Annotated in this window: 18 protein-coding genes; 12 read left to right on the top strand and 6 right to left on the bottom strand. The window is 38.9% G+C overall.

Annotation, left to right across the window (positions count from 1 at the left end):
* Nucleotides 1-15: 15 nt before the first annotated feature.
* The gene (locus OK025_RS25950) at nt 16-1,611 is read right to left on the bottom strand and encodes an ABC-F family ATP-binding cassette domain-containing protein (protein ID WP_317667654.1); all 1,596 of its coding nucleotides are present in this window, start codon (nt 1,609-1,611) and stop codon (nt 16-18) included.
* Nucleotides 1,612-1,839: 228 nt separating this feature from the next.
* On the opposite strand from OK025_RS25950, the gene OK025_RS25945 reads away from it, so the two are divergent.
* Complete coding sequence (locus OK025_RS25945) at nt 1,840-3,177, top strand: sigma-54-dependent transcriptional regulator (RefSeq protein ID WP_411567684.1); 1,338 nt, start codon at nt 1,840-1,842, stop codon at nt 3,175-3,177.
* Between the two features lie 110 nt (nt 3,178-3,287).
* On the opposite strand, the gene yiaA is transcribed toward OK025_RS25945, so the two are convergent.
* Nucleotides 3,288-3,755 (bottom strand): inner membrane protein YiaA, encoded by a 468-nt coding sequence (gene yiaA / locus OK025_RS25940; RefSeq protein WP_046675653.1) that lies wholly within the window; start codon nt 3,753-3,755, stop codon nt 3,288-3,290.
* A gap of 141 nt (nt 3,756-3,896) precedes the next feature.
* Here yiaA and OK025_RS25935 point away from each other — a divergent pair, with 141 nt between their 5' ends.
* Nucleotides 3,897-5,399: a hypothetical protein gene (locus tag OK025_RS25935; protein ID WP_317667653.1), complete on the top strand. Its 1,503-nt coding sequence runs from the start codon at nt 3,897-3,899 to the stop codon at nt 5,397-5,399.
* Between the two features lie 36 nt (nt 5,400-5,435).
* Here OK025_RS25935 and OK025_RS25930 read toward each other — a convergent pair whose 3' ends face one another.
* Nucleotides 5,436-6,059 carry a murein L,D-transpeptidase catalytic domain-containing protein gene (locus OK025_RS25930; RefSeq protein ID WP_317667652.1) on the bottom strand — a complete coding sequence of 208 codons (624 nt, stop codon included), beginning with the start codon at nt 6,057-6,059 and terminating at the stop codon, nt 5,436-5,438.
* A 60-nt stretch (nt 6,060-6,119) separates the two neighbouring features.
* The gene (locus tag OK025_RS25925) at nt 6,120-7,223 is read right to left on the bottom strand and encodes a DUF695 domain-containing protein (RefSeq protein WP_317667651.1); all 1,104 of its coding nucleotides are present in this window, start codon (nt 7,221-7,223) and stop codon (nt 6,120-6,122) included.
* Between the two features lie 233 nt (nt 7,224-7,456).
* Here OK025_RS25925 and OK025_RS25920 point away from each other — a divergent pair, with 233 nt between their 5' ends.
* From OK025_RS25920 to OK025_RS25900, 5 genes are all read left to right on the top strand, one after another.
* A complete protein-coding gene (locus tag OK025_RS25920) occupies nt 7,457-7,963 on the top strand; it encodes a BON domain-containing protein (protein WP_313183466.1) in 507 nt (168 codons plus the stop codon).
* A gap of 12 nt (nt 7,964-7,975) precedes the next feature.
* Nucleotides 7,976-8,395 (top strand): SH3 domain-containing protein, encoded by a 420-nt coding sequence (locus tag OK025_RS25915; RefSeq protein ID WP_046675658.1) that lies wholly within the window; start codon nt 7,976-7,978, stop codon nt 8,393-8,395.
* Between the two features lie 227 nt (nt 8,396-8,622).
* Nucleotides 8,623-9,462 (top strand): hypothetical protein, encoded by an 840-nt coding sequence (locus tag OK025_RS25910; protein ID WP_317667650.1) that lies wholly within the window; start codon nt 8,623-8,625, stop codon nt 9,460-9,462.
* A gap of 240 nt (nt 9,463-9,702) precedes the next feature.
* Entirely contained in the window at nt 9,703-10,902 is a 1,200-nt protein-coding gene (gene tyrS / locus OK025_RS25905; RefSeq protein WP_317667649.1) for a tyrosine--tRNA ligase, read from the top strand.
* A gap of 133 nt (nt 10,903-11,035) precedes the next feature.
* Nucleotides 11,036-12,793, top strand: coding sequence for an aromatic amino acid hydroxylase (locus tag OK025_RS25900; RefSeq protein ID WP_317667648.1), 1,758 nt, complete (start codon nt 11,036-11,038; stop codon nt 12,791-12,793).
* 93 nt (nt 12,794-12,886) lie between these two features.
* On the opposite strand, the gene OK025_RS25895 is transcribed toward OK025_RS25900, so the two are convergent.
* Both OK025_RS25895 and OK025_RS25890 read right to left on the bottom strand, forming a co-directional pair.
* On the bottom strand, nt 12,887-13,786 hold the full coding sequence (locus OK025_RS25895) for a flavin reductase family protein (RefSeq protein ID WP_317667647.1): 900 nt from the start codon (nt 13,784-13,786) through the stop codon (nt 12,887-12,889).
* Nucleotides 13,787-13,796: 10 nt separating this feature from the next.
* Nucleotides 13,797-14,771 carry a fumarylacetoacetate hydrolase family protein gene (locus tag OK025_RS25890; RefSeq protein ID WP_317667646.1) on the bottom strand — a complete coding sequence of 325 codons (975 nt, stop codon included), beginning with the start codon at nt 14,769-14,771 and terminating at the stop codon, nt 13,797-13,799.
* Between the two features lie 317 nt (nt 14,772-15,088).
* On the opposite strand from OK025_RS25890, the gene OK025_RS25885 reads away from it, so the two are divergent.
* From OK025_RS25885 to OK025_RS25865, 5 genes are all read left to right on the top strand, one after another.
* Nucleotides 15,089-16,246: a homogentisate 1,2-dioxygenase gene (locus OK025_RS25885; RefSeq protein WP_317667645.1), complete on the top strand. Its 1,158-nt coding sequence runs from the start codon at nt 15,089-15,091 to the stop codon at nt 16,244-16,246.
* Between the two features lie 31 nt (nt 16,247-16,277).
* Nucleotides 16,278-17,405 carry a 4-hydroxyphenylpyruvate dioxygenase gene (gene hppD, locus OK025_RS25880; protein ID WP_317667644.1) on the top strand — a complete coding sequence of 376 codons (1,128 nt, stop codon included), beginning with the start codon at nt 16,278-16,280 and terminating at the stop codon, nt 17,403-17,405.
* The gene (locus tag OK025_RS25875) at nt 17,377-18,663 is read left to right on the top strand and encodes a Glu/Leu/Phe/Val dehydrogenase dimerization domain-containing protein (RefSeq protein WP_317667643.1); all 1,287 of its coding nucleotides are present in this window, start codon (nt 17,377-17,379) and stop codon (nt 18,661-18,663) included. Before hppD ends, OK025_RS25875 begins: the two co-directional genes overlap by 29 nt.
* A gap of 818 nt (nt 18,664-19,481) precedes the next feature.
* Nucleotides 19,482-20,261 (top strand): N-formylglutamate amidohydrolase, encoded by a 780-nt coding sequence (locus OK025_RS25870; RefSeq protein ID WP_317667642.1) that lies wholly within the window; start codon nt 19,482-19,484, stop codon nt 20,259-20,261.
* Nucleotides 20,251-22,083: a flavohemoglobin expression-modulating QEGLA motif protein gene (locus tag OK025_RS25865; protein WP_317667641.1), complete on the top strand. Its 1,833-nt coding sequence runs from the start codon at nt 20,251-20,253 to the stop codon at nt 22,081-22,083. Before OK025_RS25870 ends, OK025_RS25865 begins: the two co-directional genes overlap by 11 nt.
* The last annotated feature ends 3 nt before the right edge of the window (nt 22,084-22,086 follow it).

Raw genomic sequence — 22,086 nt, 5'->3', positions numbered from 1 at the left:
AAACGCAGTTGTCATTTACAGGTCTTTTAGTTTGATGACTTTGTTGATATGGATCTCCTGTAGAAAGACCGCATCATGTGAAATGACGAGTAGCGTACCTTTATAAAGCTGAATCGCTCGGGTTAGAATCCGGATATTTTGAAGATCTAAATTGTTTGTTGGTTCATCAAGGATAATTAGATCCGGCGACTGTTGCTGAATGGTGAGACAACATAATATCAGACGCATTTTTTCACCACCACTCAACAATTGGCAAGGCTTGTCCCAATCGTCTTTTCCAAATAAGAACCGATTGAGCCTAATTTTGATCTCATGTTCAGGTAGTGCGTCGCTATTGAATTGCTGGGCCTGTTCATAAATACTTAGATGCGAAGACAAAATGGAGTATGTTTGATCTAAATAGATCGAACGAAATGATTGACGTTCAATTTTTCCTTGTACAGGTGTCAATTGGCCGAGTAGAAGTCTGACCAATGTCGTTTTACCAGATCCATTCTGTCCTTGTAGTGCGATACGATCTCCACTGAATAATTGAAAGTTGATATTAGCTGGCCAGAGTCCTTGTGAGTCATACTTGAAATTGACATTTTCGACTTTGACCATACTCTTTCCGTTTGGAAAAGCACTGTTTCCTAAATCTATTTTAATCTCGTCCAGTGCAGATTGTGAACCTCGGAGTTCCTGTAGATCGGATTTGATATCTCCAATTTTGTCCTGATGCACACTTTTTATTTTGGCGGTACTTTTTTCAGCATTGTTGCGCAGTGTATTCATCATAATACGCGCTACACCTGCCTTTTCCTGTTTTTTTTGACCGCGGTTGTTTAATCTATTTTGGCGTTCGATTGTTTCTCTTTCTTTCTCCTTTGCAATTTTAATCGCCCTTTCCTTGTGGTGAATATCTTGTTGTAACGCATGGCGCTCGGTCTCTTTTTGAGTTTCGTAAAAGGCATAGTTCCCCCCATACCGCTTGATACCTTTTGGGGTCATTTCGGCCATGTCATCCAATAAATTAAGCAGGGCTCTATCGTGGCTAACAATAATCACTGTGTTTTTGCTTGATTGAATCCAATCGTATAGTAGCGTTTTGCTATCCATATCCAAATGGTTGCTGGGTTCATCAAGAAGAATAAGTTCGGATCGGTGAATGTGGATTCCGGCCAATAGGACTTTTGTTTTTTGTCCACCACTAAGGGAAGACATCTTCTGTGTCAACTGGATGTGGGGCAGATCCCATTGCGCGAAAGCTTCTTGGCATCGTTCCTCCAAGGTCCAATCATCTTGAAGTCTATTGAAATTTTCTTCAGACGCATCGCCAGCTAATATCGCGTGGAGTGCATCTAATTTTTTGGCAATGCCAAGTGCTTCGGCGACTGTGTTATCCTCAAATTGTCCCACAACTTGAGGAACATAATAGGTGCTGGTACTGACTTGTACGCTGCCACTGGAAGGCGATAGTTCTTTGGCAATCAGTCGCAATAAAGTTGATTTACCGATACCATTGTGGCCGATGAGCGCTATTTTCTCTTGCGCATTGATGTGTAGATTTATGTTCCCAAACAATAAATCTTTATTCGGATGTATATAAGAAAGTTGTTGTAATGAAAGCATGTTGAAATTCTTTAAATGTTAGAAAAGACCATTTGGACAGGTATTGTCAATGGATGGTATTTATTTCGTTCTAAAGAATTTTAATCTTACATGCAGTTTTAAGGATGTTGAGAGAAGCAAATATAGCGTTTTTATTTTGATGATGGGAAAGTTTTTGAGAAATAGTCAAATTGTTTATTTTTCTACTATTTGCTTCGGACAAATTGTACTTTTGAAAAAACGAATATTGTGAATAGAATTCTCCTTATAGATGACGAAGAGAAACTTCGGAAATTGATGGCCAAAATTATTAGCCTGGAAGGTTTTGATGTGATTGAAGCAGCTGATATTAAATCGGGGTTGAAAAAGCTTGAAGTCAGTGATGTAGACGTTGTACTTTGTGATGTCAAACTGCCTGACGGTAATGGGGTAGAAACGGCCAAATTAATTAAAGAACGGTATCCAATTGTAGAGATTATTCTATTGACGGCATACGGGAATATCCCGGATGGTGTTCGGGCGATAAAAAATGGTGCTTTTGAATATATTACCAAAGGAGATGACAATAATCGCATTATACCCCTGCTTTATAAAGCCAGTGAAAAGGTTGCATTGGCAAGAAGGGTACAGCAGTTAGAAAAGCGATTGGGAGATAGACTTTCTTTCGATAAGATTATTGGAAAATCTAGTGCAATAAAGGCCGCCATCGGCATGGCACAAAAGGTTGCTGTTACAAATACGACGGTCTTACTAACAGGCGAGACGGGGACCGGCAAAGAGGTTTTTGCGCAGGCGATCCATCAGGCAAGTGCGCGAAGAGATCGTGGTTTTGTGGCTATTAACTGTGCCGCATTTACGAAAGATCTGTTGGAAAACGAGCTGTTTGGCCATAAATCCGGAGCCTTTACCGGTGCTACTAAAGATCAGCGGGGCCTGTTTGAAGAAGCGCATTTGGGGACTATTTTTCTGGATGAAGTCGGAGAGATGGCTTTGGAACTTCAGGCCAAAATTCTCCGTGTTTTGGAAACGGGCGAGTTTTTGAAAGTAGGGGATTCCAAACCAACTAAAGTGGACGTACGTATCATAGCCGCGACCAACAGAAACCTCGAATCCGAAATTGCTTCTGACCATTTTAGGAGTGACCTATTTTATAGGTTGTCTGTTTTTACGGTTGAATTACCGCCATTGCGCGAACGTACTCAAGATATAGCGACTTTGGCACAATATTACGCTGATATCTTTGCTTTAAAATCCAACTTGAAACCTCTGCAGATGACCCCTGAGTTTGTGCAGGCATTGGAAAGTAACCCATGGCGAGGGAATATACGCGAATTGAAAAATGTAATTGAACGCAGTGTGATTTTGAGTGAGGGCGGTGTACTGGATGTTCAGAGTCTTCCTTTCGGTGAGCGTGATGTTAGGGAAGGTTCGGGTGTCTTGTCAAACTTTTCGATGGCTAACATGGAAAGACAGCATATACAACGTGTATTGAAACATACGAATGGAAATAAAGCTGAGGCCGCTCGACTGCTAGAAATCGGTGTGGCTACTTTGTATCGAAAAATCGAAGAATATAAAATCCAATAATTTGATTGTTAGTTTTCTCAACATGATTAATTCTTTGCGTCAGTATTCGGTTCGTTTGGGATTGAAAGATCCTGCAGCTTGCTACGCAGAGGCTGCAGGATCGGCACCCGCTAAAGTTTTATTTCATTGTCATCGATAAGTTTTGCATCACGTGTATTTTTTTGTACTGCGATAGCTGAAAAAATACTCAATGAGAAGGACATTGCATAGAATCCTTTTTCACTTAACAGCAGGTCCGCGTTCCATAGGCCTACAGTTAATAGCACGACGGCAGCAATTGTGGCAAACCAGCTTAAACCGTAGTACAATTCGGTAACAGCTAGTCCTTCTGCTTTATCTCTTACACTTTTTTGAACGGAGATAACCGCAAATAGCGCAAATAGTAAAATTGTAAAATAATACCCTTTTTCATTTAATGCCATTGTTGCATTCCATAAGCCTACACAATAGCCAACGGTGCCAACCAATAATGCAGTCCATGAGGCTCCAATAAATGCTCCTGTTGGTTTAAATGGGTTTCTTTTGTCTAAATTTCTTTCAGCCTTTTTTTCTTCGATCATGTTTTTTAGCGGTTCCATAATTTTCTTGTTTTAGTTTTAATTTGTTGTTGTTTTATGATTCAAATATCGATAGGAACTAATTATTTTAAAACTTGAATTTATAAGAATACTGACGATATAATTTTGTTTAATATATTTGTTTAATTCTAAATTTAAGCTATGGCGGACGCGATATCGGATCTCCTATTATTATTGAATAAAGATGATATTAGGGATTTTAAGACCTTTTTGAAACAAAAGAATAAGCGAAATGATGTGAAAAATATCAAGTTACTTGAGATTATAGAAACTGATGATATAAATAAGCTAAAAAAGTTATATAATCCTATTAAAAACCGGGATGCTTATCACGCATTGAGGAAGAGGCTTCATGATAGTCTTTTGTTTTTTCTCTCAAATAAGGTTTTTGAACGAGACAACAGTGAAGCCCACGAAGCGTTGAGATTATTTGTTGTGGGCCGTTTTCTATTGGAAAGTCAGTTCATTAAGATTGGATTCAAATGCCTTCAACGGGCTGAGGACAAGGCTCTTGTTCTGGAACAGTTTAGTCTGCTGAACGAAATCTTGCAAATCAGACTACAATATGCACATTTAGATCTCAATGTCAATTTGGAATTACTTATCGATCGTTTTACCGAAAATCAGCAAAAACTGCAACAAGAAGCAAAATTTCAGATTGCTTATGCGCTATTGCGTTCAGCATTGCAGGATATTCATTTGAAAGCAAAAATAATTGATATCAATAAGTTGATTTTGAGTGTGCTGAGTAAATACAGTATTTCTTTGGATGATCTCTTATCATTTAAATCACTTTATCAACTTCTGTATATTGCAAATGAGTATGCAGCAATACATCAAAACTATACACTGGTTCGTTCTTTTTTAAAAACAGCAGATAATTTTTTGATGAAGTACGATGAACAATCAGCGCATCAGCTATTTTACTATCTTCATATTTTGTATTATCTGGCCAATTTTAATTTGAGGAACGGATTCTTTAATGAGAGCATCGGGTACTTAGAACGCTTGAATGAAGTTTTATCTCAAGGAAATGCGGTTTTTCGAGTCCAGTTTCAGCTGCGGTGCCATTTGTTGATGGCATTGAATTTCCATTACCTTGGCGATGGAGTAAAAGGTCTTTCCGTGTTAAGGGCGGGGATTAAACAAGCTTCACCAAAATCAAGTGAGGTTGATCTTGCGGATCTACAGTTGTGTTTGGTGATGTTTTTAACGCAAATTGAAGATAAAACAGCATTGATTGAGCTTCGACAGTTGATTCGAACAGATGCTTGGTACGAGAAGAAAATGGGCATGTTGTGGACGATTCGGAAGAGTCTGCTTGAAATCTTGATCCATATTCAATTCGATCACATCGATTTGGCAACCTTGAAATTAAAAAGCTTTGTCGGTAGGTATAAAAAATACTTGCTGAATGTCAAGGAAAACAGAGTGATTGATTTTGCCAAATTGGTAGAGAAATATCTTTTAAATCCAGCAGTTATTCAAGGGAAATCCTTTCGGGCAGCTGTTCAAACTATGGCGGAGGACAAAGAAAATAAAGATTTATTTATCATGGGATTTATTGCTTGGTTGAAAGCTCTTACTGTTTCTCAAAGTCCGTATCAGGTTTTATTGAATTTGATCAAAGAAGATAGCCAGTGATCAAAGAAGATAGCCGGTGATCAATAATAAAGGTGATCAATAGTAAATATGTAAGACGATTTGTTTCTTTGAGGAGTCAATCAGGTTCTGTAGTCTTTTGTAGAATTCGACGTTTACCATAGGACAGCCTTCACTGAGACATACTGGATCTACTTGTTCATCGTAAGGCATGCGGTCATATTTGTGTAGAACGATGTTTCTAGCATATGCATTGCTATTGGAGCTATCTAAGCCATATAATTTATATGCTTTTCCAAATTTACCGTTATACGAGCTGCCGATAGCGTAACTACCTAGCGATGTCGCATGAGAGTTATCTGTATTGCTAAATTGCAAAAGATTCTTTTTTCCGGTTTCGGAGCCGGATCCATGCGCCACTAGCCCTTGATCTAGAATCCGATCTGTTTTTAGATCTACGACAAAAAAACGATTTCTTCCCGAGGGTCTTTTCATATCCAAGAGAAAGGATATGTCACTATTATACTTTTTGTTGTTTATGATGCGTTTTTTTACGTTCTTTATTGCCATCGTATAACGAAAGGCGTCTGAAGGAGCATTTTCTTCCTTATCAACAACAGCTAAAAGCGTGTTTTTTTGAATGGTTTTGTATGTAATAAAGCCAATTCCAAGGATAATAACCAAAAGAATGATTTTATTCATGTAAATAAAGTATATTTCATAAAGTACTTTTATTAAATTTATGTCTGCTGTTTGAGAGACCTATTCTATTTGTTTATAAAATCGCTCGAAAGTTTTCCAGTATTTATCTTTGTAGATGCTATAATCAATTTGAAGATTGTCCCTGTATTCTTCGATTAATTGATCAACCGTTCGTGAGGCTTTTCGGAATTCTGTACAAGCCAAGTAAATTTCCCTGAGGTTATCAGCAGTTTCTCTACCGATATTAAGAAATCCAATATCATTTGGAAGACTGTCCATTAATTCTTCTTCAAATTTATCCATTAAATCGTAAGTCTCCTGATCGGGCATGCCATTGGTTGCTGTTCCGTCATAATTAATCTTTAATGTAACTATCCAAGGGTGAGAAGCTTTTCCGTCCCAGTCTAATAACGTCGTATTGATGATAGCAAAGATAGGTAAGTCGTTCTCCAGGATACCCTCAAAAGCAGTGTATGTGTCATCTGCGGCCCAGTGTCTAACGTCGGTGTATTTTTCCACAAATTCCTTTTCCCGCCAGATCAAATAGTCTTTTAATTTAAGTAGAGGAATCAGCTCTTCTGTTGCAAGCTCTTTTGAGGTTACATTCAAGTTATCTATGGCTATGATCGAGTTCAATTCACCAATGTAATTGTCGAGAAATATTTCTATCCCATGGGAAATATTGGCTTTGTTCTCTTCTGTAAAATCGGGGTGAACAATAACAATATCGACTTCATCCGGATGGTATTTATGTTGAATGGGGTAAAAAAACATATCCTTGATGTCAAAAGTGAATCCATACATCGTGATTTTGAATTTTTCCATATCCGCAATAGCGGGTTTTAATGCAGTAAATTTCCAATGTGCTAATACTGGAGCAGAAGCGATCAGATGTTCTACGAACGCAACATTTTTGATGACACCATCTGGGGTAACAACAAGTTCTGCGGTGTCATCATCGTACATTCCCGTTAAGAAATACAGTTCCTTGCGAAGAGCATCGATCTTCGGCGAAAGTTTGCTGAAAAAATTCTGATCAATTTGTTCTCCAGTCTTGACGATTTGAAAAAATGCGTGTTCGTTTTTTGTAAACCAATCCCAAAAATCCGCTATACTGTCCTTTTTAATTTCTTTTTTACCAAAAATATTGTTCAAAAATCCCATAATTAATAGCTGTTTGATTGAATCATCAAAGTGCGTATCTGTTACTTAAAGCGTTTTTATAACCACAGAGGATTAAATGATCCGAATGAAACAATCATGAATACCTCTGTTCCTAAATTTAATTATATAATTACGATCCGGCAAGGGAATTTAAGTTTAAAAATAATTGGACAAACAATTGCGTATGGAGTTTGTTAGGATTATTGTTGGAATTATAAATTAAAATTGGTCTTATGAAATTTAGCAAATTAACATTTTGTCTATTGGCAACTACAGTTGTGCTTTCCTTTACGGCTTGCAAATCAGGTTTATCTGATGAGAAGTTGGAAGAAAAGATCGAAAATGCACTTACCGGTCGTAAAACCGTGGACGTAGACGTTAAAAAAGGGGAAGTTATCTTAAGTGGTACGGTTGCTTCCGAAGAAGAAAAGCAACAAGTGGAGTCTATTGCTAAAACAGCAGGCGATAAGGACATCAAGTCTCTTCAAAACAATATTATCGTTAGCGCCCCAGTGTCGTCGACTCCAGCTCCTATTGAGGTATCCAATAATGATGCGGTACTTGGAGCAGCAGTAAATACGTTTATGAAGGATTTTCCTACGGTACAGGCAAGTGTAAAGGACGGTGTGATCGCTGTTACAGGTACTTTGGAGCAGCCTAAGATAATCACCTTAAAACAAGGTTTGGATAACTTAAATCCAAAAAAAGTGGATCTAAGCGGTATTGTTGTCAAAAAATAAAATAGTGAAATTATGTCATTGCAGGAAAAATATAAGGTTCTTTTAGATACGGCACAATCTTCAGGTGTAAATGACCTGAACTACGCCGAAATGGATGGAGTATTGCAAATTCGTGGTACAGCACCAACAGCAGATGTGAAAAATAAGCTCTGGGAAATCTACGGTAATATAGATCCTAATTTCCAAACTGGAGATGTGGTCTTAAATGTAGATGTGGCCACGGAAGTGCCCGGAAGCCAGGTGAAAGTTATAACAGAAAATAGCAATTTGAACATTCGAAAAGGCCCCGGTACAGACCAGCCTATCGTGGGAAAAGCAGCTAAAGGAGAAATCATCACATTGATTAGTAAGGCTAATGATCAATGGTGGTTGGTGAGAACCAAAGATAATGAAGAAGGGTATTGTTATGCACAATATTTAGAGTCTGTTTAGTTCTCGAATGTTATTCGCATGATGGGTACCCGTACCAATTGGCTTTGAAAAAAGGGGAGTTATGGATAAATAACTCCCTTTTTTCATTTCACGCTTAAGCTTGTCTGTTCTGTAATATGGAGGTACTACAGTATCTATCGTATTGGGGAATTATTTGGAAAATCAACCGTATTTTAATTTTTGGTGTAATAATTGTATTATTACAATTGCAACAATTTTATTACATTATGTCGAAATCACGTTTTATCCTATTATTATGCTTGTGTTTAGCTGTTCAGTTGGGAGTTGCGCAAGAGTATGTTCGCTTGGACAAAGATCGTTATCAATTGCATTTGTCAGAATATCCAAAAGATACAATCCGGGTACTTGAAAAAGGTAAAGAAACGAAGTTGAAACAGGGGAAATATATTCTGCAAAAGAATCAATTTATGGGACTTTCCAATGCATTTATAACGATTAATCAGGATGGCATTGTCGATGGTGATTTTAAAATTGAAAAAGATGGGCGTACCGGTGATGTTATCGTAAGACATGGTGTATTGCAGCAAATGACTGTGAAATCTGCTGCATTGCCAGACTTTCAATACACCATAACGGATAGTTCAAGTGTGCAGCGTAATTTTAAGAATGGGAAAATCAGTCAGGAAAAAACGGTATTCTACCGAGCTGCAAATAGTGGTAAAAAAGTGACAAAAGTCTTCTTTGATAATTATTATACGGTTGAAAATGATTTTGACCATACCCGAGCTGACTATCGATTAGACAATACCTTAATGTATAGCGCCAAATTGAATTGTGGTGGGCAGATACAGGAATCAAAGTCATTTGATACCAATGGTCAATTACTAAAACATACCTATCGGAAAGCTAAAATTGATTACACTGATCTGTATCAGAATAATAATCTCGTTGAGCGGAAATATAACCTTAATAACTGCTTTTACCATGAGTATTTTAAGAATTCATTGTTAGTGCAAAAGGTCGTGGAGAAAAAGGATAAAGGGAATACAGAAAAGTATGTTTACAATGGAGCCGGAAAATTGATAAACAAAAATACCGGCGGATAATTTAAAAATGCATATCGAATCAAGTATGGATGCCAATATTTTTGCATTTTAAAAATATAGCACTACCTTTGTCAAGCAATGAAGAAAATGAACAACATATTACGTCTTCCATTTTTCTTTAATTATTATCGCCCGATAATCGTTCGGGACCCCTATGCCTATTAAATTAAGAAATTCAAATTATTATTTATAGCTAAGCCCGAACATAACGTTCGGGCTTTTTTTATTTTATATAACATCATGTTAAAAGAGTTAGAAGAAAATATCGAAATTATTTTACCGAAGGAGGGGCTTGCATCGAAGCTGAAGGAGGCTGAAGAAAAGAACAGACCATTGATTATAAAACTTGGTTTTGATCCAACAGCGCCGGACCTTCATTTAGGGCACGCTGTAGTGTTAAAGAAACTACGGCAGTTTCAGCGGCTGGGGCACGAAGTCGTGATCCTCGTTGGTAGTTTTACAGCCCGGATCGGCGATCCTACAGGAAAAAATAAAGCCCGTAAACCTTTGTGCAAGGATGCGATAGCGCACAATGCGGCAACTTACATTGCGCAGTTGTCTAAAATTATTGATGTTTCAAAAGCGAAAGTTGTTTTTAATGGAGACTGGTTGGATCAACTAAATTTTACAGAAGTTATCCAGCTGGTATCGAAAGTCACCGTCGCTCAATTGATGCAGCGGCATGATTTTAATAAGCGTTTTAACGAAAACCAATCAATAGCCATGCATGAATTGCTTTACCCGATATTGCAGGGCTTTGACTCTGTACATGTCAATAGTGATATCGAAATGGGGGGAACGGACCAACTGTTTAATTGCACGATGGGCCGGCAGCTACAGGAATCTTTTGGACAGGATCCACAAATAGTACTGTGTATGCCCTTGTTGCGCGGGCTGGACGGAAAAGAAAAAATGAGCAAATCATTAAACAACACGATCGGTCTTTTGGATGAACCGAATGAAATGTTTGGTAAAACGATGTCTATTCCTGATCATTTAATTCCAGAATATATTGACTTGACAACTGATTTCAATCAGGAAACCAAACTTGGCATGAAGACCCGTATTGAAATGGGCGAAAATCCAATGGAAATTAAGAAACTTATTGCACATAATCTAGTTGCTCAATACCATGGCGAAGAGTTTGCGACCAGTGCGGTTGATTTTTTTGTTAAGCAATTTCAGAGCAAGAAATTAGAAGAAAAGGCATTTGAGGAGGTGTCGGGTCAAATATTGCGCGAACAGTTTGGTAAACAGATTAAACTGGTCGATCTATGTCATTTCCTAAAGGGGACAACAAAGTCAGCGATGCGAAGATTGATTATAGGCGGTGCAGTGCAGATCGATTCAATAAAACAGCTGAATCCGGATCTGATGCTTGACTTAAATACGTGTTTTAAAATTAAATTAGGTAAAAGAGCTTATTTTAGAGTTATCTAGTAAGGTTTGCGAGGGTATACTTTTTTAATATTTTGCTAAAAGTAGTAAAATAATATCTTGGTTCTTTCTTAAACCATAAATAATTTCTACCTTCATATAGGAGTCTCATACTTTATTTTCATACCAATTATAGATGGAAACATATAATAACATTGTTTTGGAGCGGTTGCCCAAACATTTGAAACGCTATGTAGTAGCCCAACGATATGAACGTTACACCGCGCTGGATCAGGCATTGTGGCGTTATGTCATGCGTCAGAATTATTCTTTTTTGAAAGATGTAGCCTATTACCCTTATATTCCGGGATTGAAGAAAGCAGGATTATCCATCGCGACCATCCCGAACCTACAGGACATGAACGATAGTCTAAAATTAATTGGCTGGGGAGCTGTGACTGTGGATGGATTTATTCCGCCGGCTGCTTTTATGGAATTTCAGGCGCACCGCGTACTAGTTATTGCTGCAGACATACGTCAATTGGAACATATCGAATATACACCGGCACCAGATATTATTCACGAATCTTCTGGACATGCACCTATAATCGGTGAGCCAGATTACGCTACATATTTGCAGTACTTTGGGGAGGTTGGTACGAAAGCACTTTCTTCGGGCAAAGATTTTGAACTCTACGAAGCTATTCGCCACCTATCTATTTTAAAAGAACACGCTACAACAACGGCAGCGGAGTTGGCGGAAGCAGAAAAAAATTTGCAGATCATTCAAGATAATATGGGCGAGCCTTCGGAGATGGCATTGTTGAGTAGGTTGCATTGGTGGACTGTGGAATACGGACTTATTGGAGATCTTCATAACCCCAAAATTTATGGAGCTGGTTTACTGTCTTCCATTGGAGAAAGCGCAAGCTGCATGCAGGAAGATGTGCCTAAGTTGGCGTATGGTTTAAATGCAATCGAATATCCTTATGATATTACCAAACCACAACCACAGCTATTTGTTACACCGGATTTTGAATACCTAAAGCTAGTATTGGATAAATTTGCTGATACCATGGCTTTTCGCGTAGGGGGCAAACAGAGCCTTGACAAGGCAATAGACTGTAAAGCTGTTTGCACGGTGGAATATAGTTCCGGTTTACAGGTGTCGGGCGTTTTTAAGTTGGCCAACGCGGATAAAGATCTCTCTTATATTCAAACACAAGGACCTACAGCTTTGGCGGTAGCAGGTAAACAGCTTGAAGGCCACGGTATCATTTATCATAGCGAAGGGTTTGGCTCTCCAGTAGGACACTTGTGCGGTGCAGATCGTAACTTAGCCGATTTTGATGAAGCAACATTGATTCAATATGGTATAGTGGAAGGGCAGCAGTGTTCGTTAAACTTTGCTTCAGGGATTATTGTATCGGGAATTGTTCAAAAGATTGTACGTCAATTTGGCAAGATTGTTTTGATTTCATTTATAGGATGTGAGGTATACCGTAGCGCTAAGGAAGAGGTGTATTTTAAACCTGAATGGGGAACATACGATATGGCTGTCGGAGCAGAAATAGTATCTGTATTTGCGGGTGCTGCAGATAAAGATGCCTATGATGCGCTGGAGGGGCATTTAGATCAGGATCTATCTTCAATATCTACCCAAACGGAAGATGTAAAACTAGTGAATTGTCATGCTGCGATACGGAATTTGCGGGACAACGGTTTTGATCAAAAAGTCTGGCTGGAGATTTTCAGTCAATTGGGACCGGAAAATGCAGATCATTGGTTAGGTTTGGTTGAATTATTTGAAATTGCCCGGGCTAATGACGGAGCGGAATTAACGACTCAGGCCGAACAGAGGCTCTTGGAATTTATTATCCGATATCCAAATTTGAAAAAACTGATTGATGATGGATTACGTGTTGCTAAGGAGGAAGATTTAAATAACCACTAAAAAGTATTATATGTGAAATTGGCTTTAAAAAAGCGATATAAAAAGAGAGCTATTAAACCTAAGTATAGCTCTCTTTTTTACGGTCTATTTAAGCTATACCTGCAAAAGTATTTGCCAGGCTTCATTAAGTTTGCCCGCGTCTAATAGTTGGGCAGCATATTCGTGAATTTTTTGTGTGAACTTTGATGGGCTGTCTTCAAAGTTTAGCTTCAAATAGTTGAAGTACTTATCTTCTTGTTGTGGGTCTTTTAATGTTGGTCGTGTTTCTACATTAGCCAGCAACCCCAGGTGATTTCCGGTTAATACATTCGAAAATCTAATTTTTTCTGGAAGTTGGTCTATGCCAATTCCCAGGCTACGGAGGGGCTTCGGTACAATAAATAAGTTTTCGTCGGTTACGCGACAATACCAATCACCACCGAGCCGGGCTACCAGATCCAAATCTTTTTGTTGAATGGTATTGTTTTTGCCCAACAAGTGTTTATGGATATGCATATAGAGGATCTCGGCGATAACGAGATTTCCAGCTCCTGGCTCATCGCTTAATGCGACAACCTCTCTGACCCGACATTCCAGCTGGACTGGAGATTCGGCTACACGAGGTGGTGCAACTCGAATAGAGGGAATGGGCGTAAAACCCGACTTATCAAATTCATTTATTTCCTTGCCATATTCGGTACTGGCAAGTGATTGTTGCTGGACCATATCGTAGTTAACAATATTGATGACAACTTCATTAACCTCCTGTATATTATCCAATGTATGTTTGGTACTACCATCACGCATGCGCCGCAATGGAGAGAAAACACAGATTGGCGGCTGATGGGACATCAGGTTAAAATAGCTGAAGGGGCTTAAATTTATGTTTCCATTGCTATCGATCGTGCTTGCAAAGCAAATTGGCCGCGGTGCAACAGCATACTTAATTAAATTATCAATAATAGCTTTGTCTTTAACAGATTCAAAGGTGATGGTTTCAAAGGAAGAGGTCATATCCGTAGATTTATGAATGGTATAATACAATAGAATTGGAAAGTTTTCCGAGCGCCGTGATTTCTAGTTCAATCTCATCGCCAAGGTCGAGCCATTGGTCTTTATGATTAGGATCGGCTATGCGTGCCGTGCCATTGAGCTCAAGAAAGCAGCCTGTTCCAACTGTCCCAGAACCGATTATATCACCAGGGAAAATTTGCACACCATAGGAAACACGTTCAATAATTTCTGCAAAAGTCCAGTGCATACTCGCAAAATTACCCGCTGAGACTTGCCTGCCGTTTACTTTACAAGTCATATTGAGCTCATAACAGTCGCCAATATGTCCTGCTGCAGGTTGAACCTTATAAGGTTCCAATTCATCCTTTGTCACCAAGTAAGGTCCAATTGCTGTTGCAAAATCTTTGCCCTTGGCCGGGCCCAAACTCAATTTCATTTCCTCCATTTGAAGTTTTCTGGCACTAAAATCATTCATAATCATATAGCCAGCAATATACTCATCCGCTTGAGCGGCGGGGATATTGATTCCTGGTTTGTTGATGACTATTGCAATTTCTAGTTCGAAATCCAGTTGATTTAAATGTAGGGGCATGCATTGAACGGGACCAGGTCCCTGTATGGACTGATGGTTGGAGAAATAGAAAACGGGAAATTCATCAAATTCAGGGATCATAGCTAATCCGCGGTTTCTTCTCGAGGTTGCGACATGCTGTCGAAAAGCGTAAGCATCACGAAAAGATGTTGGCTGTGGCACAGGGGCGATGAGTTGGATATCGTCTAGTAGACGATAGGGCCTGTTCATAGCTCCTTGACGCAAAGCTGTTTCAAGGATTTGTAGCTGATTCATGGTCTCTTCGCCACCTTTGAGGAAGTCCGACATCGTTGTGGGAAGGTTTTGATCGATGACTGAGCAACTATAAAAGCGGTCGTCTATAACAATGCCCAATTCTTGTTGACCATTTTTAGTGCTAGTGACAATTCTCATATATGAAGTGTTCTATTTGGTTATTCAATGTTGTTAGCATTCGACACAAATATATTGTATAAGATTTGAAAAAAATATTTCTTCTCTTGAAAATAGAAAAATATTCTTACCTTTATTAAAGCATTATAAACTATAAAAAATGATCAATCGTGGTGTACATCGCTTTGCGTCCTCCATGCCCTATGTTGCTTTTAATAAAGCAATCATAGCTGATATCGTTTTTGCACAATACTAATCTTCTCTTTTACTACTTGCCGATCGTTCTATTGGCAATTTGGATATTCATTTAATTTTATAACCGTTTAAATCGTAGAATTATGCCATTTTATGTTAAACAAGGGCAAATTCCAATGCAGCGACATACTGTTTTTAGAAAGCCCGATAACACGCTTTATGCCGAGGAATTAGTATCCACACATGGTTTTTCCAGTCTTTATTCCTTAGTGTACCATTGTCATCCACCCACACTCGTTAAACAAATAAGAGCGCCTTATGATGTGTCTCCCCGGATTGCCCGCGACAAACATCTTAAACATACCAGTCTAAAGGGATTTCAGGTACAGGCAAAAGATGACTACCTCGAAAGCAGGACACCTGTGTTGGTTAATCAGGACTTACATATATCCTTAGCAGCTCCCCGTCGGTCGATGGGTGACTATTTTTATAAAAATAGCCAGGCAGATGAGATTGTCTTCATCCATCAGGGGATGGGAAAACTCAAGACTGGATATGGGAGTATCCCCTTCAAGTATGGAGATTATTTGGTAATCCCCCGAGGAACGATTTATCAAATGGAATTTGAACAGGAAGATAATCGACTGTTTATTGTTGAATCATTCTCTCCAGTACGTACGCCCAAACGTTATCGCAATGAATTTGGTCAATTGATGGAACACGCGCCCTTTTTTGAGCGGGACATTCGGGTACCTCAAAATTTGGAAACTTTTGATGAACTGGGTGACTTTGAAGTGAAGATCAAGAAGCAAGGGATGATTTATCCGTATGTTTATGGGAGCCATCCATTTGATTTTGTGGGTTGGGATGGCTATCATTTTCCCTGGGCATTTTCGATTCATGATTTCATGCCGATAACAGGTAAATTGCATCAACCACCACCCGTTCACCAGACCTTTGAAACAGACAATTTTGTGTTATGCAGTTTTTGCCCGCGTATGTATGATTACCATCCGCATTCGATTCCGGCACCATATAACCATAGTAATGTAGATTCAGATGAAGTCCTATATTATGTGGATGGCGATTTTATGAGTCGAAAATCCGTGGAAAGGGGACAGATAACGTTACATCCAGGTGGTATACCGCATGGACCTCATCCAGGGACGGTGGAAAAAAGCATTGGGCAAGTGAAAACCGAGGAGTTGGCCGTGATGATCGATCCTTTTCGACCACTGATGTTGACCCAAGAAGCACTCGATATAGAAGATCCAGACTATTATAAATCTTGGATGAGTTAGGAAAAATAAAAGAATAACCTTTATATAAATTATGGCAAATACATTTGCAGAAAAGATTGCCCAAGCGCAAGATTTTCTACCTATTAATGGCACAGATTATATTGAATTTTATGTTGGCAATGCCAAACAGGCCGCACATTATTACAAAACAGCTTTTGGTTTCCAGTCGGATGCGTATGCCGGACCAGAGACAGGTGTTCGAGACCGGGTATCTTACGTGTTAAAACAAAATAAAATACGTTTAGTGCTTACCACAGCGTTGAAATCTGACCACCCTATAACAGAACATGTTAAAAAACATGGTGATGGTGTCAAAATATTGGCGCTTTGGGTAGACGATGCACGAAAATCATTTGAAGAAACAACAAATAGAGGGGCGAAAGTCTATCAGAAACCACAACTGCTGAAGGATGAAAATGGAGAAGTTTGGACAGCAGGCATTTATACCTATGGCGAAACGGTCCACATGTTTGTTGAACGCCGCAATTATTCTGGCCCGTTTATGCCAGGATATGAAAAATGGGAAAGCGATTACAATCCAACGGAAACTGGACTGCTTTATGTTGATCATTGTGTGGGTAATGTTGGCTGGAATAAGATGAATGAAACCGTAAAATGGTATCAGGATGTGATGGGGTTTGTCAATATTTTATCTTTTGATGACAAGCAAATTAATACAGAATATTCAGCTTTGATGAGTAAAGTGATGAGCAATGGAAATGGCTTTGTTAAGTTTCCAATTAATGAGCCTGCCGAAGGAAAGAAAAAATCGCAGATAGAAGAATACCTTGAATTTTATGAGGGTGAAGGTGTACAGCATGCGGCTCTAGCAACCAAAGATATTGTGGCCACCGTGCGGGAACTTAAAGCAAGGGGAGTAGAATTTTTGGGTGCTCCTCCCGAAGCATATTACGATATGTTGCCTGAACGAGTTGGAAAAATTGATGAAGAGATCCGGATCATCCAAGAACTGGGTATTCTAGTTGATCGTGATGAAGAAGGTTATTTGCTGCAAATTTTTACAAAACCGGTAGAGGATCGACCAACTTTATTTTATGAAATCATCCAACGTAAGGGGGCACAAAGTTTTGGAGCAGGAAATTTTAAGGCTCTTTTTGAAGCAATAGAACGTGAACAAGAACGTCGAGGAAATTTATAGGAGTATGGAAGGGATGAAGGAATTATTGCGGGCTTTTGAGCACAAAAGTCCGGAAATTGTTTTCGAATGGAAAGATAGTGAAACTGATGCCAGGGGATGGATTGTTATCAATTCCTTACGTGGAGGTGCAGCTGGCGGGGGGACCCGAATGCGGGCTGGATTGGATAGGCATGAGGTAGAATCCTTGGCAAAAACAATGGAGGTCAAATTTACGGTATCTGGCCCTGCAATAGGAGGAGCAAAATCTGGAATTGATTTCGACCCACATGACCCAAGGAAAAATGAAGTCTTGGAACGTTGGTTTAAAGTTGTCACACCGCTATTGAAAAACTATTACGGGACAGGTGGAGATTTGAATATCGATGAAATTCATGATGTAATCCCGTTGACGGAAGAATATGGACTATGGCATCCGCAAGAAGGCATTTTGAATGGTCACTTTAAGGTGAATGAAAGCAATCGTATTCATCAAATTGGACAATTGCGTTATGGGGTTTCTAAAGTATTGGAAGATAGCTCCTACAGCCCGGATCTGAAGCGCAAGTACAAAGTGGCAGATATGATCACGGGATATGGCGTGTCAGAGTCAATTCGTCATTATTATGAACTTTTTGGCGAAAATTGCTTTGGGAAGCGAGCGGTAATTCAAGGTTGGGGTAATGTTGCTGCCGCAGCGGCATTTTATCTGTCTAAACTTGGTGTAAAAATAGTTGGTATAATTGATCGAGTTGGCGGACTGATCAATCCGGAAGGATTTGGAGAGGAAGATATTACCCGTTTGTTTTTAGAGCGCAAAGGCAATGAGCTTTGTTCTCCGGACCTGATTCCTTTTGATCAGATACAAAAAGAAATATGGAGTTTGGAAACAGATATTTTTGTGCCTGCTGCGGCCTCCCGCTTAGTGTCAAAAGATCAGATCCAACACATGATAAATCATGGGCTTGAGGTGATCGCTTCAGGTGCCAATGTACCATTTGCAGATCAAGAAATATTTTATGGGCCTGTTATGGAATTCGCAGATCAGCATGTTGCAGTTATACCTGACTTTATTGCGAATTGTGGTATGGCGAGAGTATTTGCTTATTTAATGCAACGTAATATCGAAATTAGTGATGACGCAATTTTTTCGGATGTTTCCAGTGTGATTTTTGAAGCATTAAAGAAAATTAGGACCGTTTCTTCTAAAAAGACACATATATCATCGCGAGCATATGAAATTGCATTGAAACAGTTGGTGGAAATCGGTAACGAAGAATAAGAGGCTAAACGCTAATTTACTTCTGCTATAATGCTATAAAAAAAACACTTGAAGCGGGGAACTTCAAGTGTTTTAACTAACCAATTATTAACCTAAATTTATGAATGCTTAAAACAGTGCAATACCTATGCCAAAACTTATTTTCTTAGCATGAACATATTGTCATTTTTTTGTTATTAAAATTTCTGCCTGAAATTTGATTTTTTTGAAGTTTTGTTGAAAGATCAAAACAGCATAGGCTAAAAACAAATTTCATCCTGCAGTTTTCAAATACTGGTCCTCTTGATGAAATATTTTGTCTTTTTATAGTTTTAAGATGTTGATAAACAGAAACTCCTGAAGCGGGGAGCAACAGGAGTTTTCCTAACCAATTATTAACCTAAATTTATGAAAAGTACCTATATAACGTAGTAAGTTCAAGAAATGTTTCAACTGATTGGAGTTTTTTTTACTTTTTAACATTTTTTGACTATTTGCTATTGATTTCCAATAAAATATACTACTATTTATTTTGTTTTCTTTTTAGGGGAAATAAAAAACCTGTTAGCGGGGACTAACAGGTTTTTTATAAACTAACTAAATTATTAACCTAAATTTATGAAACTACAAAATAATATTCAAGAAGGATGCCAATGTACTCAACCCGTTAGCTGTTTAACGATTTTTAACAGCCTCTTTTCGGATAAGAAGGGGGAGCCCCTAATTCTAAGACAATCCAGTTAATTTTCAAACCTTTTGTTGCTCATAAGCGTTTATCTAAACAAAAAGGTCAGCAATCAATGCTGTCTATTTGACGTAAACTGTTTAAAAAAAGGTACATGTCTTTAACATATCGCTATCAATTTGAAAATTACGATAGCCCATTTTGGGCTTTTGCCATTCATGATGGCCATCAGGTCGATGCGCATTTGATGCCCTACATAAATATTTCAGACGAGGAACGATTACGCGAAGAGGATCCTTATACGGCTATTTTGGCCGAATTACCCTGTAATCGATTTGTATCGGGAACTTCCAGGTTTCAACTGGATCTTAATCGAAAACGAGAAGATGCTATTTATCTTACACCCGAGCAATCTTGGGGGATGCGGGTATGGCGAACGGATCTACCCAATGAACTAAAAGATCAGCTGTATGCAGCCTATGATCGCATATATGAGGAAATAAGCCAAGCAATTCAGCGCACGATTGATCGTTATGGCTATTTTATCGTGTATGATATTCATAGTTATAATATGCGTCGCGGTGGGGCTGACACTAGTTTAAATAATGAAACCGACCCTCAGATCAATATTGGTACGCAACATAATCACAAAAAATGGCGAACGCTGACTGATCAGGTTTTGGAAGCGCTACAGACTGGAAAAGATGGACAAGTTTACGACGTACGTGAGAATGTCAAGTTTAAGGGCGGATTCCTTTCTGCGTATTTGAATGATAAGTTTGGTGATAAAGGCTGTATTTTTTCTATCGAATTTCGGAAAGACTTTATGGACGAATGGACTGGGGAAGTATATCCGCAAAAGCTTCAGGAGTATAAACAACTTCTCTTGCACAGCATTGGAACACTGGAAAATTATTTTGCCTATGAAAGATAATGCGAAACAACTTGCTGGCATTTTAAAAATGATCAAAAATAAGGAGGTTTTCCACGTACAGATTCCGCCAAAAAACAAACTGGTATTTAATCAAGTTGTTCCTTATCTGTTTTTATACAGACAGTTTTTTAGTCAAGACCCTATGCTGGCAGAGTTGGTTAAATCAGAACCAGCTTATTTTAGGGTAAGAGATCCGCAGATGAATGTTTCTGAATGGATCGCTCCAATCCTCAATCAACTTGTCGAAGAGTTTGGTGCTTGTTTGATTATTGAAGCTTGGGCATCAGATTCAGCACAGGAGGAAGATATCCAAATTCATATTGCGCGGAAAAATGTACAGGCTATCGCTCAGTATCTAGGTAAGCAACTGACAACAGAGGAATCGATTTCCAAAGTGGAGATACTGACAGATTCCAAAACAAATGCAACGCAAAGTTTATCCCCTTCGAGTGTACAGTTGGATAATCTGAACACCAATATATTTTACATGGGGCTAGAGATAAAACCGAAATACCTTTTAGGGGTAGACCAGCAAATTTTACCGATCGATCTGCGTCATTTCCGTGAAGCCATATCTAGGAGTCTGTCGAAAACATTCTTCGAATTCATTCGTATACATACCTTATCTAAACCTACGGCATTTAAAATAAGCCAGCCTAAAAAGATGATTCCTTTAGCTTGGGAGATTGATCAGAAATTAGCACGGGAAAGTCAACGATTTGATTTTTTATTATTGGTAACACCAACAAATTCTTATGATGCCTGGCAGCAATTTAAAAAGGGAAATTACCGAAAGACTCCTGTTTTTCGATATAGGCCCATGCCGATTGATCCAGATATTATCAAGAGAAACCTCTATAACTTGCATATCGAAGATTTATTTGATCCTTCCATTGCTTATTTGTTTCGTGATAAACGCAAGGAGCTTGATCAGATGATGACCATGTTGAGTGAGCGGGGAAAAGAAGGATTTTTGTTGGGCAGTATGCAGGTTTTTGGTACTGTCAATGAAAAATTGTTGGAAAAGGCTCAGGCAATTTTGACAATTACGACAACGGATCGAGAAGTGAGAACGAAAGAAGAGGATATTGTCTATGCCGAAGAGTTCGCTAAGCTCGCCCAGGAAGAATTGGATTATCTGAAAAACCAAGATCCAAGCTTTGGCACCACAGTGAGGCTGCGGGATGATATTTATGGCGTGATGGTAAATCAAGGCGTACTCAATATAAGTAAGCAGTATAGTTTGCCAAGGAATAGGGTAAAGGCATTGATTCAACATGAGGTCGGTACACATATTGTTACTTACTATAATGGGAAGCAACAGCCGTTCAGTCTCTTTAGATTGGGGGTTCCCGGTTATGAAAAACTTCAGGAAGGCCTCGCTGTACTTGCTGAGTATTTGGTGGGGGGGCTCACAAATAATAGACTACGTATTCTGGCAGGAAGAGTTATCGCTGTCCATCACATGCAGCAGGGCAGTTCATTTATTGATACATTTTCAGTATTGGTAGACAAGTACCAATTTTTGACCGAAACAGCTTTTCAAATGACGATGCGGGTCTATCGAAGTGGTGGGCTTACCAAAGATGCATTATACTTGAGTGGTTTAATCGAATTGACTAATTATATCAAGAGTGGGCGAGATCTATCCCTGTTGACGATGGGCAAAATCCGCGAAGATTATATACCAATCGTTGAAGAACTCATGTTAAAGGGCGTCTTGAAGGCTCCGGTCCTGACACCAAGGTATCTAATGGATCCATACAAGGATGCCTTGTTACATCTCAAAAAAAGTAATGGAATATTTCAAATGATTCAGTAATCA

The organism is Sphingobacterium sp. UGAL515B_05, assembly GCF_033097525.1.
Classification (GTDB): Bacteria; Bacteroidota; Bacteroidia; order Sphingobacteriales; family Sphingobacteriaceae; genus Sphingobacterium.
This window is presented reverse-complemented; position numbering and strand designations above follow the sequence as displayed.

What these genes read in the sequence shown, in the direction of transcription:
- OK025_RS25950 (WP_317667654.1), bottom strand. Translation starts at nt 1,611, where the DNA reads ATGCTTTCATTACAACAACTTTCTTATATACATCCGAATAAAGATTTA.
- yiaA (WP_046675653.1), bottom strand. Translation starts at nt 3,755, where the DNA reads ATGGAACCGCTAAAAAACATGATCGAAGAAAAAAAGGCTGAAAGAAAT.
- OK025_RS25935 (WP_317667653.1), top strand. Translation starts at nt 3,897, where the DNA reads ATGGCGGACGCGATATCGGATCTCCTATTATTATTGAATAAAGATGAT.
- OK025_RS25930 (WP_317667652.1), bottom strand. Translation starts at nt 6,059, where the DNA reads ATGAATAAAATCATTCTTTTGGTTATTATCCTTGGAATTGGCTTTATT.
- OK025_RS25925 (WP_317667651.1), bottom strand. Translation starts at nt 7,223, where the DNA reads ATGGGATTTTTGAACAATATTTTTGGTAAAAAAGAAATTAAAAAGGAC.
- OK025_RS25920 (WP_313183466.1), top strand. Translation starts at nt 7,457, where the DNA reads ATGAAATTTAGCAAATTAACATTTTGTCTATTGGCAACTACAGTTGTG.
- OK025_RS25915 (WP_046675658.1), top strand. Translation starts at nt 7,976, where the DNA reads ATGTCATTGCAGGAAAAATATAAGGTTCTTTTAGATACGGCACAATCT.
- OK025_RS25910 (WP_317667650.1), top strand. Translation starts at nt 8,623, where the DNA reads ATGTCGAAATCACGTTTTATCCTATTATTATGCTTGTGTTTAGCTGTT.
- tyrS (WP_317667649.1), top strand. Translation starts at nt 9,703, where the DNA reads ATGTTAAAAGAGTTAGAAGAAAATATCGAAATTATTTTACCGAAGGAG.
- OK025_RS25900 (WP_317667648.1), top strand. Translation starts at nt 11,036, where the DNA reads ATGGAAACATATAATAACATTGTTTTGGAGCGGTTGCCCAAACATTTG.
- OK025_RS25895 (WP_317667647.1), bottom strand. Translation starts at nt 13,786, where the DNA reads ATGACCTCTTCCTTTGAAACCATCACCTTTGAATCTGTTAAAGACAAA.
- OK025_RS25890 (WP_317667646.1), bottom strand. Translation starts at nt 14,771, where the DNA reads ATGAGAATTGTCACTAGCACTAAAAATGGTCAACAAGAATTGGGCATT.
- OK025_RS25885 (WP_317667645.1), top strand. Translation starts at nt 15,089, where the DNA reads ATGCCATTTTATGTTAAACAAGGGCAAATTCCAATGCAGCGACATACT.
- hppD (WP_317667644.1), top strand. Translation starts at nt 16,278, where the DNA reads ATGGCAAATACATTTGCAGAAAAGATTGCCCAAGCGCAAGATTTTCTA.
- OK025_RS25870 (WP_317667642.1), top strand. Translation starts at nt 19,482, where the DNA reads ATGTCTTTAACATATCGCTATCAATTTGAAAATTACGATAGCCCATTT.
- OK025_RS25865 (WP_317667641.1), top strand. Translation starts at nt 20,251, where the DNA reads ATGAAAGATAATGCGAAACAACTTGCTGGCATTTTAAAAATGATCAAA.